Annotated in this window: 17 protein-coding genes and 1 pseudogene; 15 read left to right on the forward strand and 3 right to left on the reverse strand. The window is 69.0% G+C overall.

Annotation, left to right across the window (positions count from 1 at the left end; genetic code table 11):
- The first annotated feature begins 52 nt into the window (after positions 1 to 52).
- The 3 genes from ACM26Y_RS20140 to ACM26Y_RS20150 all read left to right on the forward strand — a co-directional run bounded on the left by ACM26Y_RS20140 (position 53) and on the right by ACM26Y_RS20150 (position 1,663).
- Positions 53 to 301 (forward strand): type II toxin-antitoxin system Phd/YefM family antitoxin, encoded by a 249-nt coding sequence (locus ACM26Y_RS20140; protein WP_124258610.1) that lies wholly within the window; start codon positions 53 to 55, stop codon positions 299 to 301.
- A complete protein-coding gene (locus ACM26Y_RS20145; RefSeq protein WP_416061722.1) occupies positions 286 to 678 on the forward strand; it encodes a type II toxin-antitoxin system VapC family toxin in 393 nt (130 codons plus the stop codon). Before ACM26Y_RS20140 ends, ACM26Y_RS20145 begins: the two co-directional genes overlap by 16 nt.
- 166 nt (positions 679 to 844) lie before the next feature.
- On the forward strand, positions 845 to 1,663 hold the full coding sequence (locus ACM26Y_RS20150) for a hypothetical protein (RefSeq protein ID WP_416061723.1): 819 nt from the start codon (positions 845 to 847) through the stop codon (positions 1,661 to 1,663).
- 75 nt (positions 1,664 to 1,738) lie between these two features.
- On the opposite strand, the gene ACM26Y_RS20155 is transcribed toward ACM26Y_RS20150, so the two are convergent.
- Positions 1,739 to 2,092 carry a type II toxin-antitoxin system PemK/MazF family toxin gene (locus ACM26Y_RS20155; RefSeq protein WP_416061724.1) on the reverse strand — a complete coding sequence of 118 codons (354 nt, stop codon included), beginning with the start codon at positions 2,090 to 2,092 and terminating at the stop codon, positions 1,739 to 1,741.
- Between ACM26Y_RS20155 and ACM26Y_RS20160 the strand changes: the two genes are divergently transcribed.
- Positions 2,000 to 2,581: a GNAT family N-acetyltransferase gene (locus ACM26Y_RS20160; protein WP_416061725.1), complete on the forward strand. Its 582-nt coding sequence runs from the start codon at positions 2,000 to 2,002 to the stop codon at positions 2,579 to 2,581. The genes ACM26Y_RS20155 and ACM26Y_RS20160 overlap by 93 nt on opposite strands.
- A gap of 7 nt (positions 2,582 to 2,588) precedes the next feature.
- Here the strand turns inward: ACM26Y_RS20160 and ACM26Y_RS20165 are convergent, their stop codons facing one another.
- Both ACM26Y_RS20165 and ACM26Y_RS20170 read right to left on the reverse strand, forming a co-directional pair.
- Positions 2,589 to 3,620 carry a Ppx/GppA phosphatase family protein gene (locus ACM26Y_RS20165; protein ID WP_416061726.1) on the reverse strand — a complete coding sequence of 344 codons (1,032 nt, stop codon included), beginning with the start codon at positions 3,618 to 3,620 and terminating at the stop codon, positions 2,589 to 2,591.
- A gap of 113 nt (positions 3,621 to 3,733) precedes the next feature.
- Complete coding sequence (locus ACM26Y_RS20170; RefSeq protein ID WP_416061727.1) at positions 3,734 to 4,072, reverse strand: helix-turn-helix domain-containing protein; 339 nt, start codon at positions 4,070 to 4,072, stop codon at positions 3,734 to 3,736.
- On the opposite strand from ACM26Y_RS20170, the gene ACM26Y_RS20175 reads away from it, so the two are divergent.
- The 11 genes and pseudogenes from ACM26Y_RS20175 (at position 3,953) to ACM26Y_RS20225 (ending at position 14,348) form a co-directional block, all read left to right on the forward strand.
- The gene (locus ACM26Y_RS20175) at positions 3,953 to 5,236 is read left to right on the forward strand and encodes a competence/damage-inducible protein A (RefSeq protein ID WP_416061728.1); all 1,284 of its coding nucleotides are present in this window, start codon (positions 3,953 to 3,955) and stop codon (positions 5,234 to 5,236) included. The genes ACM26Y_RS20170 and ACM26Y_RS20175 overlap by 120 nt on opposite strands.
- Before the next feature lie 56 nt (positions 5,237 to 5,292).
- Positions 5,293 to 5,514 (forward strand): annotated as a pseudogene (locus ACM26Y_RS20180) (hypothetical protein); the annotation flags it as partial.
- A 57-nt stretch (positions 5,515 to 5,571) separates the two neighbouring features.
- Positions 5,572 to 6,435 (forward strand): TIM barrel protein, encoded by an 864-nt coding sequence (locus tag ACM26Y_RS20185; RefSeq protein ID WP_416061729.1) that lies wholly within the window; start codon positions 5,572 to 5,574, stop codon positions 6,433 to 6,435.
- A gap of 123 nt (positions 6,436 to 6,558) precedes the next feature.
- Positions 6,559 to 7,956: an MFS transporter gene (locus ACM26Y_RS20190; protein WP_416061730.1), complete on the forward strand. Its 1,398-nt coding sequence runs from the start codon at positions 6,559 to 6,561 to the stop codon at positions 7,954 to 7,956.
- 2 nt (positions 7,957 to 7,958) lie between these two features.
- The gene (locus ACM26Y_RS20195; protein WP_003934560.1) at positions 7,959 to 8,696 is read left to right on the forward strand and encodes an alpha/beta fold hydrolase; all 738 of its coding nucleotides are present in this window, start codon (positions 7,959 to 7,961) and stop codon (positions 8,694 to 8,696) included.
- A 19-nt stretch (positions 8,697 to 8,715) separates the two neighbouring features.
- Positions 8,716 to 9,876, forward strand: coding sequence for a hypothetical protein (locus ACM26Y_RS20200; RefSeq protein ID WP_003934561.1), 1,161 nt, complete (start codon positions 8,716 to 8,718; stop codon positions 9,874 to 9,876).
- Between the two features lie 5 nt (positions 9,877 to 9,881).
- Entirely contained in the window at positions 9,882 to 10,676 is a 795-nt protein-coding gene (locus ACM26Y_RS20205; protein WP_416061731.1) for an HpcH/HpaI aldolase family protein, read from the forward strand.
- Between the two features lie 12 nt (positions 10,677 to 10,688).
- Positions 10,689 to 11,453: a FadR/GntR family transcriptional regulator gene (locus ACM26Y_RS20210; RefSeq protein ID WP_416061732.1), complete on the forward strand. Its 765-nt coding sequence runs from the start codon at positions 10,689 to 10,691 to the stop codon at positions 11,451 to 11,453.
- Between the two features lie 7 nt (positions 11,454 to 11,460).
- Positions 11,461 to 12,699: a 3-oxo-tetronate kinase gene (gene otnK / locus ACM26Y_RS20215; RefSeq protein WP_416061733.1), complete on the forward strand. Its 1,239-nt coding sequence runs from the start codon at positions 11,461 to 11,463 to the stop codon at positions 12,697 to 12,699.
- Positions 12,696 to 13,340 carry a class II aldolase/adducin family protein gene (locus ACM26Y_RS20220; RefSeq protein WP_416061734.1) on the forward strand — a complete coding sequence of 215 codons (645 nt, stop codon included), beginning with the start codon at positions 12,696 to 12,698 and terminating at the stop codon, positions 13,338 to 13,340. The genes otnK and ACM26Y_RS20220 overlap by 4 nt, the downstream gene beginning before the upstream one ends.
- A gap of 96 nt (positions 13,341 to 13,436) precedes the next feature.
- The gene (locus ACM26Y_RS20225; RefSeq protein WP_416063718.1) at positions 13,437 to 14,348 is read left to right on the forward strand and encodes a formylglycine-generating enzyme family protein; all 912 of its coding nucleotides are present in this window, start codon (positions 13,437 to 13,439) and stop codon (positions 14,346 to 14,348) included.
- Positions 14,349 to 14,394: the final 46 nt, after the last annotated feature.

A 14,394-nucleotide genomic window follows, 5' to 3' on the forward strand; every position in this document is an offset into this window, starting at 1 on the left:
TCGCCACGCACGAAGTCGAACTCCATAAGTAGCATTAGTGCTACCATCGGGTATGGAGAGTTTGGGGTTGAAGGAACTGCGCCAGCACGCCAGCGACTACGTCAAGCGTGCCGAAGCGGGAGAGACGATGCTGATCACAGTCGCCGGCCGCCCGAGTGCGATCCTCGGCCCGGCCGGCCGGAAGACGTGGTGTGCCTTCGACGAGGTCGCCGGCATCTTTCGAACCGACACCGATCCGACGTGGGAGGCCGACCGCAACCTGATCGACGACCCGATCGCGGACCCGTGGGCATCGCGGTGAGGGCGGTACTCGATACGAGCATCCTGATCGCGAGGGATGTTCCGCCCATTGACGGCGAGGTCGCGATCAGCGCCGTGAGTCTGGCGGAACTGCACTTCGGAGTCCTGGTCGCGACCACCGCGCAGCAGCGAGCTCAGCGGTTGCAGCGCCTGGTCGCCGTGGAGCGCGCGTTCGAGCCACTCCTTGTCGACGCCAGTGTCGCTCGAAGTTACGGACAGCTTGCCGCGGCCGTGCACGCGTACGGTCGCAAACCTCAGCCTCGAGCACTCGATCTGATGATTGCCGCCACCGCGCACGCGAACAACGCCCGACTCGTCACCCGCAACGCGGACGATCTCCGCGGCATCGAACACCTACTGGAGGTCGACACCATCTGAAGGACAACCTGCGATCGCTGCAGGCTCCGATCACCGGGACTCGCTCAGTTCAGGAAGCTCCTCAGGCATGCCGGCGTGCTGCAGCGACGAGGACGAGACCGACACCGACGTCGGGGGATTGCGGAGTTCGAGTCGACAGCGCGACCGATGCGGCAACATGTCGATCATGTGTTCCGATGTGGCGGCGAACCTGCTCGACACCGTGCCGGGCCGCATGCTCGTCCAGTGGTATCTGCGCGCCCACCGCACTGCCGATCCGCAGCCGTCCGTCACCGAGTTCGTCGAGGCGGACTCGCTCGAGGACTTCGTCGAGGACACGCTGCTGATCATCGGCGAATACCTCTACGGCAACGGCGCCAACGAGATCCTGGATCTGCCCGTCACCTCCCCCGCCGTCCGTGAGATGAGCGAGGCGATCTGCGCAGCCCTACGTGCGCCGAGCCGCGACACGCTGATCAGCCCGCAGGTGCATCAGGGCGCCGTCACCGAACTGAGCGTGCCGCGCGTGCGCAACCGCGCGCGGCCCGGGGCGCTGCCCGAGGGCGCGTTCTGGACCGCCACGCCCCTCGACGACGGGACATCCGACACGTGGGGTGCCAGCGGCGAGAACCTGCGCAGCGCGACCGACCCCGCTCGCTACACGGTGCACTTCGACCAGGACGTCGCGCGGATCGTCCGGATCGACACCGCCGACGACTGGGCCGAGCTGATCGCCGCGCATCCGCTCGAATACCGCGGGGCGCACGTCCCGGACTGGCCGTCGATCGCGGAGCGGTGGGACGCGGTGCACCTGTCGGCGCTCGGCCTGCTGTGCGCCCATCCACGGCTGTCGGAGGTGCCGTACGACCGGTACGAGGCGGGCGGCTACCGCCACAGCCAGTCCGGACCGTGGCCCGGCGTCGGAGACTGGTCGACGGTGAGCACCGCGTGGCTGCGGATCCCCGAGCGGTTCGAGATCCGCCCCACCACCCCGGTCAGGCGATGAGAACCGGGGCGACGGACTTCGACCGGCAAGGCGACAGCAACTCCCCCGCGACCGCCCGACCAGACCTCGTGGACGTCAACGCAGATCGAGATGCAGCCGTAGCGCTTCCTCGAGCGCTGCGAGTGTTCTGACCCCGAGCTGTCCGACAGGTTCGGTGTCCAGGCGGCGCACGGACACCGAACGTACCTGTTCTGCCCGAGCTTTCGATGCTCTGGCCAGACCTGACTCCTCGGGTTCCACGAGTACCTGGAACGGAAAGACGTGTGAGTGTTGGTGGTCTGTGAGGAACAGAAAAGAACTCGCGGCCGCCGCTGGCCGGCCTCTACGCTCGGCGCGATGACCGAGATCCGCCCTGCCGAACCCACCGACGTCGACCGCGCGACCCGCACCCTGGCGCGCGCCTTCGCGGACTACCCCTTCACTCGCCATACCGTCGACGCCCGAGACCACCTGCGGCGAGTCGAGGAGTTGCAGCGGTTGTACCTGACCGAGATCGGTCTGCGCTGCGGGCGGGTGTGGGTGTCCGACGACGCCACGGCCGTCGCGGTGTGGACCACTCCCGAATCCACCGGAATACCAGAGGCTTTCGCGCACATCGCCGGGCGCGTCGCCGAGCTGTCCGGCGATCGGGCCGCCGCGGCAACGGCCGCGGAGGAGGCGCTGGCTCCGCTGCGGCCGAGCGAGCCGGCGTGGTTCCTCGCGACCGTCGCCGTCGATCCGGACCGGCAGGGCTCGGGCCTCGGTGGCGCGGTCCTCGCCCCCGGCCTTCGGGAAGCCCGCAAGGCGGGGGTACCGGCGTATCTGGAGACGTCGTCGGAGCGGAACGTCGCGTTCTGCCGCAGGCTCGAGTTCGGCGTCGTCGGCACGGTGGACCTGCCCGGCGACGGGCCGCGCACGTGGACGATGATCCGCAAGTAGTGTCCCGTCACGCGAACCCCGTTCGCCTCGACGCTTCCGTCGGCAACGAGACCAGCTGCGCCTTCTCCGGCTCGGCGGGCACCAGCGGTTGCAGCGGCAACACGGCATCCGGGGCCGTCACCGTCGCCAGGTGCTGCAGCATCACGCCTTCACGCAGCGCCCACGGACTGACGTCGAGGAGATCGACGTCGAGCGCCCGCATCGCCTCGTCGGCGACGATCGCGCCGGCGGGGATCTGCCGAGCCCGGGCCGGCGAGATGCCGCGCAGCCGCGCCCGCTCGCTTGTCGGTAGCTGCGTCAGCCGTCCCGCCCAGCGATGCACGTCGCTGCGGCGCAGGGTGCGCCGCACGAACGGACCGTGCCGCTGAGGCGCTCCGCCCGTCAATCGGGCCAGCTGCTTGAATGTCTTGGAGGTGCCCACCACCCGCCCGAAGTCTCCCTCCCAGCGCAGCCGCTCCGCCGACTCGCTCAGCGTGTCGCGCACGAAATGACGCAGCTCCCGGACCTGACCCCGGCGCGGCGGATCGGAATGGAGATAGGTGCGGGTGAGCAGACCGGCGCCGAGCGGCAGCGACAGGACGAACTCCGGTTCGGCGTCGCGCCCGAACGCGATCTCCATCGACCCGCCACCGATGTCGAGCATCAGGATGCGGCCCGCCGACCACCCGTACCAGCGGTGCACCGCCATGTAGGTCAACCGGGCCTCCTGCAACCCGGACAGGTACTGCGGACGGATCCCGCATTCGGTGTGGATCTGTTCGAGGACCGCATCCCGGTTCGCCGCGTCACGAATCGCCGCCGTGACGAACGGATACAGCTGTTCCACCTCGTACCGGTGTGCCGCCGCGAGCGTGCGGCTCACGGCCTGGCACACCCGTTCGATACCGGCCTCCTCCAGGCAGCCGTCGTCGCCGATCGCCTCCCCCAGCAGCGTGGAGGTCTTGACCGCGTGGATCGGCAGCGGCGGAGCCCCCGGCAACGCCTGCACGATCTGCAGTTGCGCCGAGTTCGAGCCGATGTCCAGGACTCCGAGCCGCATATCTTCGAGTATTCTCCGGTCGCCGCTCCCCCACCACCGCTCCGAACCCGGGGCCGCAGCATCGTGCCCGTGACGACCGGCCACCGGCGGTGACGGCGTGTCGGCTTCCGATGTCACAACCGTGTCTTCGCGCGAACCGGCGGGGCCGGTGCGAACTGCCTCCGATAGGCCGTAGGGGTGACTGCGAAGGCGGCGCCGAAGTTCTGCCGGAAGGTGACGGCGCTGGTGAAGCCGCACGCGAACGCGACGGCGTCGATGCTCCAGTCGGTCGCCTCCGACTGGCTGCGCCGCGCCCCGTTCTGCGGTGGACGCTGCCGACTAGGCTCGACGCCGTGAGCGTGCGTGCAGGAATCGTCGTGACCGGGACCGAGGTACTGACCGGGAGGATCGCCGACCAGAACGGACCATGGCTGTCCCAACAGCTCCTGACGCTCGGCGTCGACGTCGCCCACATCACGATCTGCGGCGACCGGCCCGCCGACCTGACCGCACAACTACGCTTCCTCGCCGACCAGGGCGTCGACCTCGTCGTCACCAGCGGTGGGCTCGGCCCCACCGCCGACGACCTCACCGTCGCTACCATCGCCGAGTTCTGTCATCGCGAGCTACTACTCGACCCCGAACTCGAAGAACACATCGCGGGCATCATCCGCCGCCACCGCCCGCACACCCCGGACCTCGACGCAGGGCCGACGCGAATCGGGATCCGCAAGCAGGCGCAGGTCCCCACCGGTGCCACCGCCCTGCCGCCGACCGGCACAGCACCGGGCGTGGTCATCCCCGCAGTAGCCGGTGACCGGCCGGTCCCGACCATCGTCGTCCTCCCCGGGCCGCCCGGTGAGTTGCAGGCGATGTGGCCGAGCGCGATCACCTCACCTGCGGTCGCCGAGGTGCTGACCCGAGCCGACGACCTGCAGCAGGGAACCGTGCGCGCCTACGGACTGCACGAGGCACAACTCGCCGAGACACTGCGCCGGGCCGAAGCAGAGATCGCAGACCTGGATCGACTCGAGATCACCACCTGCCTTCGACACGGTGAACTCGACATGGTGACCCGATTCGCCTCCGGCGACGCGGACGTCTATCGCCGTCTTCTCGACGTTCTCGCCGAACACCACGGACCCCAGATCTTCTCGACCGATGGCTCCACCATCGACGACCAACTGATCGACGCCCTCGACGGCCGGTCGATCGCGACTGCGGAGTCGTGCACCGGCGGGCTCGTCGCTGCGCGTCTCACCGCTCGCCCCGGGTCGTCGGCCTACGTCACGGGCGGCGTCGTCTCGTACTCCAACGACGCGAAGTCCGATCTGATCGACGTACCGGCCGAGATGATCGCCGCGCACGGTGCGGTCAGCGAACAGGTCGCCGCAGCGATGGCCGAGGGCGCCCGACGCCGTCTCGAGGCCGACGTCGCGGTCTCCACCACCGGGATCGCCGGTCCCGACGGTGGCACCGAGACCAAGCCGGTGGGCACAGTCTGCTTCGGCGTCGCGATCGCCGGACGGCCGACATACACGCTCACCCGCCGCTTCCCCGGGGACCGCGAACGGGTCCGAACCCTCACCACCACCGCCGCACTGCATCTGGTTGTCGCACAACTCGAACGACGTTGAACCTGCACCGAACCACCGTTCACTGCGGCCGGGGTGGAAACAGCCGACGCATCGGCGTGACCGACAACTGCGACCTCGCGACCGTCGCGGAAGCCGAGTCCCTGCACACCACGCTGATGGTGCTGCTGCAGTCCAACTTCGCCGCGGTCACCACGACCTCCGAGTGGATCGCGGCCGTGCGGTCCGGCGCGGCGCTACCCGAGAGCAACCTGGTCGAATCTGCCCATCGCGGGAGGTCCGCGGCCACGACGCCTCCCACCCCGAACATCGTCAATTGATAACCGAAAGGTAACAGTCGGGTTCGATTGGAGAACCAGTTTGGGAGGATGGGTGTCATGCACTCGCTCCCGCCCTCCCCCACCATCCGCCACCGAGACCCACTCTGGGTCGACCTCTTCCGTGCGCAGCGGCTCACGGTCAACTGCTCGACCTTGCTGACCGACCTGCCGATTGCCGCCCGCGCGGAGGCCGTCCGAGCCGCGGGCTTCGGTGCGATGGAGATGTGGTGGCCGTTTCCGGGTCCGAATCCGTCCGACGCCGAGGTCGACGGTTTCGTCCGGGCGGTGCGCGATGCCGGCGTGAGGCTGTCGGCGCTGAACTTCACCGGTGGCGCGTTCGAGGCGGGCGAACGCGGACTGGTGTCCCTGCCCGGGCGCGAGAGCGAGTTCCGGGACAGTGTCGACGTCGCCGTCGCGATCGGGTCCGCGCTCGGCAGCGCCGGCTTCAATGCGCTCTACGGCTGCCGCGACGACGCGCACCGTCCGTCCCGCCAGGACGAGGTGGCCCGCGAGAACCTGCACTACGCCGCTCGTGCGGCTGCATCGATCGGGGCGACGGTGTACGTGGAGCCGTTGAGTGGCGTACCCGCCTATCCGGTACGTCGCATCGACCATGCCCGAGCAGTCGTCGACGCGGTGACCGGTGTGCCGCCGGGCTCGATCGGCGTACTGGCGGACCTGTACCACCTCGCGGTGAACGATGACCCGGCCCTGGCCGATCCGACGGGCTGGGCCGGGGCGATCGCGCACGTGCAGATCGCCGACGTTCCCGGTCGCGGCGCGCCGGGCAGCGGTCGCCTCGACCTGCACACGCCCCTGCGCACGCTGCACACGCAGGGCTATCGCGGATACGTGGGTCTCGAGTACTTCGACACCACGGACGACCCGTTCGGCTGGCTCCGCGAGGAGGTAAATTCATAACGAATTGATAACGTAAGTGGGTTACCGGTAGACCAATATTGGGTGCGCTTCCTACCGTAGGGGTAATCCGCCTCACAGAGCAGACCCCGCTCCGCGACCAGCACCCCTGACAAGGACACCCGTATGCCACCCTCCCTCCCCGACACGGAAACGATCGCGTCCCCGCCGCATCCGACCGTCGCGAAGAGCACGATGCGTCGAGCCGTCCTCGCCGGCGTCATCGGCAACTACACCGAGCAGTACGAGTTCGCCGTCTACGCCGCGATGGCCCCGGTCCTGGCCACCGTGTTCTTCCAGACCGACAACCCGACCGTCGGCACGCTCAGCGTCTACGCCGGCCTGGCCCTCGGATTCCTCATCCGCCCGCTCGGCGGCTTCATCTTCGGGCGTCTCGGCGACACGGTCGGTCGCAAGAAGATCCTGTCGCTCACCATCATCCTGATGGGCCTGCTCACGACGCTGATCGGCCTGCTGCCCAGCTACGCGAGCATCGGCATCGCCGCACCCCTGCTGCTGCTGCTCATCCGCCTCGGGCAGGGACTGGCAGCCGGCGGCGAGTACGCAGGTGCCGTGTCCTTCATCGTCGAGTACGGTCCGTCGCACCAACGAGCGCGGTACACCTCGTTCGTCTCCATCTCCGTGTTCGCGGGCCTGCTCACCGGCACCGGACTGACGTTCGCGCTCAGTGAACTCCTCGGCGACGACGCCATGCACGACTGGGCCTGGCGCATCCCGTTCCTGATCGCCCTGCCGATGACCGTCGCCGGCTTCTACATCCGCCGCGCCGTCGAGGAAACCCCCGAGTTCCGCCGCCAGAAGGCCCTCGAAGCCGAACTCGCAGAACAGCATTCGGAGGACATCCCGGCCACCGGCATCCTCGAGACCCTGCGGACGCAGTGGAAGCCGATCGTGGTGTTCTCCGGCTTCGCGATGACCAACGCCGTGCTCTCCTACAGCTGGACGGCGTACATCCCCGGCTACCTCAAGGACAAGCAGGGCCTGACCCTGGGTCTGTCGACCCTCTCGACGAGCATCGCCCTGCTGGCCATTCTGCCGCTGCTGTACCTGTCCGGCCGCCTGTCCGATCGCATCGGCCGCCGGAAGATGCTCATCGCCGGCACCGTCACCCCGCTGTTCATCGTGCCGTTGTCGTTCACGATCGTCTCGCAGGGCGGATTCGGCAACGCGGTGATCGCCCAGCTGATCTACCTGGTGCCGCTGTTCTTCATCGCCGTGACGACCACGTGCTGCATCGCCGAGATGTTCCCCACCCGCCTGCGCTACACGGCCGGCTCGATCGCCTTCAACCTCGCCTTCTGCATCTTCGCCGGCACCTCCCCGTTCATCGCCTCGGCGCTGGTCGAGCAGACCGGCACGATCATGTCCGTCGCCTGGTACATCTGCGCGATCTCACTGGTTTCGCTCGTCGTCGTCCTCGCGTTCTACCGGGAGACCTACCGCAAGGACCTGGCCGCCGACGACTACAACGACACCCCCGCCGTCGGGCAGCGAGGCGTCTGACCATGCACTTCCCCACCGCACCGTTCACCCTTGTATTCGTTCCCGGAATGCAATGCACCGAGGACACTTTCGCCCCCGTCGTCAACTATCTGCGCGGCCGGTTCGGCGAGCGGGTACCGATGACGATCCGTCCCGTCCGAGCCTATTCGCTCGAGGAGGCCGTCGACGATCTGCTCGGGACCGGCGACCGGATCGTGCCGGTCGGGCATTCCCTGGGCGGCACCGTCGCTCTGGCTGCCGCCCGCCTCGCACCGCACCGGGTACCCGCACTGGCGACGGTGTGCGCCAATCCCCGCGGACCGCGACCCACCCAGCGGGCCGCGTGGAACGATCAGATCTCGCGGGTCGCCCGGGGCGAACTGGCCGGGTGCATCGACGAGGTGCTCCCCCAGCTCGTCGGTGACGCCTCACCGGACCTCGCGGCCCGTGTGCGCGCCATGATGGAGGCCACCGGGGAGCTGCGATACCTGCAGCAGTTGCAGATCCAGCACCAGCGGATCGACGAACGTCCGGCGCTGGCCGACTTCGACGGGCCCGTGCTGGCCGTCGCCGCGGAGAACGACAGACTCATCCCCGTTCCGGTGGCGACGGAGATCGCCGACACAGCCCCGAGGGGCACGTCGACCGTCGTCCCCGGGGCCGGTCACATGCTCCCCCTGGAACAGCCCGCCACCGTCGCCATCGCCCTCGGGTCGTGGGTCGAGCAGCTGCTCGACAGCTACGCCACCGCCCTGCAGTAACCGAGAAGGAAGAAACGTCATGTCCACCCGCCCCATCGTCGTCGACGCCGCCGAGGCCGAACGGCGCACCATTCGGCGCACCGCGCTGGTCTCCTGCAACCAGGCGTTCATCGACTGCCGCACTCCCGGATCCGACAAGAAGGAGAACTACTCCCTCATCGGCAACGGCGTCAGCCAGAATCCCGGGCAGGTCATCAACCTGCAGGAAGACCACGGCTACAACATCGGCGCCGCCGCGATGCCGAACGGTGTGACCAACAACCTGCACATGCACTTCACCGCCGAAGTGTTCCTCAACTTCCGTGGCGACTGGCTCTTCCGGTGGGGCAAGGACGGCACCGGCGGCGAGTACATCTCGCACGAGGGCGACATCGTGTCCATGCCCACGTGGATCTTCCGGGGCTTCACCAACGTCGGGCCCGACGACGGATGGCTGTTCACCGCCCTCGGGCGACCCGACACCGGTGGCATCATCTGGGGTCCTTCCGTGCTGAAGGAGGCCGAAGGCCACGGGCTGTACCTCACCGCCGACAACGAACTGATCGACACCGTCGCCGGCGATCCCCTCCCCGAGGAGGGCGCCCTGATCCGACCCATGCCCGAGGACGTGGTCGACAGCCTGCGCACCTACACCCCCGAGCAGATCCGTGCGCGCGTCACCACCGCCGCCGACCGTGTCTACTCCGAGCATCCCTTCGTCTGCTCGACCCTGCCCGGCGGCCGCGCCGAACTCGCACCGGTGATCGGGTACGGCATGATCGAGGACCGGGACGCCGCACCGCGGGTCACGAATCCCCACTCGTTCAACCTGGCGTGGATGCGGGCGACGGTGGGCGAAGGCATGCTGCGTCACTGGCATGCCGAAACGCAGGTGCTCATCGTCAAATCGGGTCGCTGGCGGATCACGCTCAACGAGCCCGGCGCCGAGACCGTCGTCGAACTCGGACCGTGGGACACCTTCTCGGTTCCGCCCCACGCCTGGCGGATGTTCACCGTGCTCGAGGCCGGCGACGACAGCGACTTCGCCGAAATGGTGGTCGTCAACGGCGGCGACGCCCGCGTGACGCTGCACTGGTCGAAGGACGTGTGGGAGGAAGCCAACCACAAGGGCCTGTCCCGTGACGCAGACGGTTACGTCGCCCCGATGTTCCTGCTCGCCATGACCACGCAGGACGACTGATCCACATGCGCGCCAACAACGTTCGCAGCATCATCGCCGACGGCCGATGCGCGGTCAACGCGTGGCTGTCGACGGACAGCCCCTACACGGCGGAAGCCATCTCACACTGCGGATTCGACAGCGTCACCGTCGACGCACAACACGGCATGTTCGGTCGCGACGCGCTGGTGCGGATGTTGCAGGCGATCGCCGCCGGACCCGCGACCCCGATGGCCCGGCCGTCCACCCTCGACCCGGCCGAGCTCGGCTGGCTCCTCGACGCCGGTGCCTACGGGATCGTCGCCCCGGGGATCGACACCGCCGAGGCGGCCGAGCATCTCGTCGCCGCCTGCACCTACCCGCCGCGCGGACGCCGATCGTTCGGCCCCTCCCGGGGTCTGTTGTACGGCGGTCCCGACTACCTCGACCAGGCCGACCGCACGGTCACCCTCTGGGCGATGATCGAGTCCGCGCAGGCGCTGGGCAACCTCGAGCAGATCGCCGCCGTCCCGGGACTGTACGGGCTGTACATCGGGCCGAACGACCTGGCGCTCGACCTCGGCGAACGGCCCGGCGGCCGCATCGGCGACACGGTCGCCCGGCACTGCGCCACCATCCGGGACGCCGCCCACCGGAACGGCCTGGCCGTCGGGGTGTTCTGCGCCGACGGCGACGAGGCGGCCCGGTGGCGTTTCGAGGGGTTCGACCTGGTCACGCCGGGCAACGACCTGTCGATGATCCGTGCGGAGGCGCAGAAGCGAATTGCTAGCGTGCGAGGAGTCGTAGGTGCAGCCGCTCCCGCGACCGGATCCGGATACTGAACGAGGAATGCTGTGAACGACCCGAGAAGCACCGCCACCGTCGGCTCCTTCCCGACTTCGACCCGGCACAGTGCCAGTGCCGGAGTGGAACTCACCCAGGATCTGTTGCGGTATCTCACCAGCGGACAGTTCCAGCCCAACCAGCGTCTGCCCGGGGAACGCGCCCTGGCCGAGCACATGGGCGTCGGCCGCACGGTCATCCGCGAAGCCATCCGGTCGCTCGTGCTGCTCGGCGTGCTGGAAGTGCGTCAAGGTGACGGCACCTATCTGCGTGGTGCTTCCTCGGACCTGCTGCCCCGGGTGATCGAGTGGGGCGTGCTGCTGGGCACCCACAGCATCGACTCACTCGCCGAAGCCCGCCAGTACATCGAGATCGATCTCGCCGGCCTGGCCGCCGGCAACCGGACCGACGTGGACCTGGCCCGCATCCAGCAGTGGTTCTACTTCATGGAGAGCGCTGCCGAGGCCGGGGACGTCGCCAAGTTCGTCGAGGCGGACACCGAATTCCACCTCGCCATCGCCGCTGCGAGCGGCAACACCGTCCTGGCCGGGGTCCTCACCAACATCCGCAGCCTGCTGCGCGTGTGGACCGAACGGGTGTTGACGACCAGCGTCCGCCTCGGCGACTCGCTCGACGTCCACCGGCCCATCTACCTCGCCATCGAGGCCGGCAACGTCGACGACGCCCGTGCCGCCATGAGCGAGCACATGCATCAGGCGATCGACAACCTGCGGCGGGTCCTCGACACCAGCCCGCTGTCCAACACACGAATGTAGGGAACTCATGCTCGGCGGTATCGCTGACGACTTCACCGGGGCCACCGACCTCGCCACCAATCTCGTAACCCGCGGATTCCGCACCACCGTCACCCTCGGCGTCCCCGACGGCGACCTCGACGACCTGCGCGACCACGACGCAGTCGTCGTCGCGCTCAAGAGCCGCACCGCCCCGGTCGCAGAGGCCGTCGCAGACAGCCGCGCCGCGCTGTCGGTGTTGCGCGATCTCGGTGCCGACCGCATCTACGACAAGTACTGTTCGACGTTCGACTCCACCCCGGAGGGCAACATCGGGCCCGTCGCCGACGCCCTGATGTCCGAACTCGGCGTCGACACCACGGTGGTGGTCCCGTCGTTCCCCGACAACGGCCGCACCGTCTACCAGGGGCACCTGTTCGTCGGCGACAGGCTGTTGTCGGACAGTTCGATGCGCCACCACCCCCTGACCCCGATGCGCGAGTCCGACATCGTTCGACTGCTCGCTCCGCAGACCACCCGTCCGATCGGACTCGTCCCGCACGCCGTCGTCCGCGCCGGGGCCGATGCCGTGCGCACCGAGCTCGCCACCCGCAGCGGCCTGCAGGTGATCGACGCCGTCGACACCGCCGATCTGTCGATCGTCGCCGCCGCCACCTCGCACCTGCCACTGGTCACCGGAGGATCGGGACTCGCACTGGGGATGCAGGGGCCGTCCGATGCCGCCGGCGCCCGCGCCGTCACCGTGCACCGCGGCTTCCGCGCGGTCCTCGCCGGCAGCGCGTCGCGCACCACCCAGGCGCAGATCGCGCACGCTCGACCTCACCTGACCCACCTCATGCTCGACGCCGAACGACTCGTCGACGACCGCGACGACGTCCTGGGGCAGATCCTCGACTGTGCCACCGCGTCGTGGAACCGCGACCCGGAGCGACCCGTGATGATCTACTCGGTCGGCGAGCCGGCCGACGTGGCCGCCACGACCTGCTCCGGACATTCCAGCGCCGCACTGATCGAGGCCGCGCTCGCGGAACTGGCCGTCCGCTTCGTCGACGCAGGGGTCCGCCAACTCGTCGTCGCCGGAGGTGAGACCTCCGGAGCCGTGCTGCGCGGCCTCGGGGCCTGCCGTCTGCGCATCGGTCCGCAGATCGCGCCCGGCGTGGCGTGGGCCGAGACACGTTCCGGCTCCATCGCTCTCGACGTCGCGCTCAAGTCCGGGAACTTCGGGACGACCGACATGTTCACCTCCGCGTGGGATGTGCTGGCATGACCGACTCGCGCGACGAACTCGTCCGTGCCGGTGCCCGGTTGACCGATCTGGGCTTGAGTCCCGGATCGTCGGGCAACCTCAGCATCCGGGTGGGTTCGACGATGGTGATGAGCCCGACCGGTGTGTCCCTCGGCGCCCTCGATGCCGAGCGGCTCTCGGTGCTCGACCTGGCCACGGGACAGCTGTTGGACGGTCCTCCGCCGTCGAAGGAGTTTCCACTCCACCGTGCGCTGTACGCGCGGTCCGGCGACGCCGGCGCGGTCGTGCACCTGCACTCGGCGTACGCCGCGGCCTGGTCGTGCACGCACCACCACGACAAGGCCAGCGCGGTCCCACCCGTTACGCCCTACTTCGTGATGAAGGTCGGCCGCACCCCGCTCATCGGCTACGCACCGCCGGGGGATCCCCGTCAGGCCGAGGCGTTGCACGCGCTTCCCGGCGCGTTCGAAGCCGCCCTGCTGCAGAACCACGGGCCGATCGTCGCGAAAGCCTCCCTCGCCGCGGCGGTGGACGCTGCGATCGAACTCGAAGAGGTCTGCAAGCTGTTGATCCTGCTCGGTCCGCACCCGGTGCGTCACCTCACCGACGACGAGGCCGCCCACCTCGCGGAGAAGTACCGCGTGCCGTGGGGCTCGCCGTAGTACCTCTCTTCGGGATACTCGGTCCCACGGCCGAGCACATCTGAGATTCTGGTGGACATGGCAACTGCTGCAGAGCCTTCCACCGCACCGAAGAACATGACCTGGATCCCCGGGGGAACGTTCTGGATGGGGTCGGAGGAGTTCTATCCCGAGGAGCGTCCCGTGCACCAGGTGCGGGTCGACGGGTTCTTCATGGACGAGCACCCGGTGACCGTCGCCGAGTTCCGGCGGTTCGTGAAGGACACCGGGCACGTCACCACCGCCGAGACGGCACCCGATCCGAAGGACTACCCCGACGCGGAACCCGACCTGCTGGTTCCGGGGTCGCTGGTGTTCGTGCCGCCGCCCGGGCCGGTGCCGCTCGACGACTACCGCCGCTGGTGGGCGTGGACGCCGGGCGCGCAGTGGCGGCACCCGGAGGGGCCCGGCAGCACCGTGGCCGGACGCGACCGTCACCCGGTCACGCACGTGTCGTACTTCGATGCGCTCGCCTACGCGCAGTGGGCCGGCAAGGAGCTGCCGACCGAGGCGGAATGGGAGTTCGCCGCACGCGGTGGCCTGGATCGGGCGCGGTTCGTGTGGGGCGACGAGTTCGCTCCGCGCGGCCGCTACCGCGCCAACACCTGGCAGGGCCGCTTCCCGTGGGAGAACACCGGCGAGGACGGTTTCGTGGGCACCTCGCCCGTCGGCTCCTACCGTCCCAACGGGTACGGACTGGTCGACGTGGCCGGCAACGTGTGGGAGTGGACGGCGGACCACTACACCGCGCACCACGGCGCCGACGGACGGGACACCGCCCCCGCGCACGCCTGCTGCATCCCCAGCAATCCCCGCACGGGTGCCGGCGACGAGTCCGGCCCGTACCCGCGGCGCGTGATCAAGGGTGGCTCGCACCTGTGCGCGCCGAACTACTGCCTCCGCTACCGTCCGGCGGCGCGGCAGGGCGAGTCGGTCGAGACGTCGACGTGCCACATCGGTTTCCGCTGCATCGTGCGCCCGGACATGTGACGAGGCCGGTGACCGGCATCGCGGTCACCGGCCTCACCGCGCCGTA

Source organism: Rhodococcus indonesiensis, from assembly GCF_047782815.1.
In the GTDB taxonomy this organism is placed as follows: Bacteria; Actinomycetota; Actinomycetes; order Mycobacteriales; family Mycobacteriaceae; genus Rhodococcus; species Rhodococcus indonesiensis.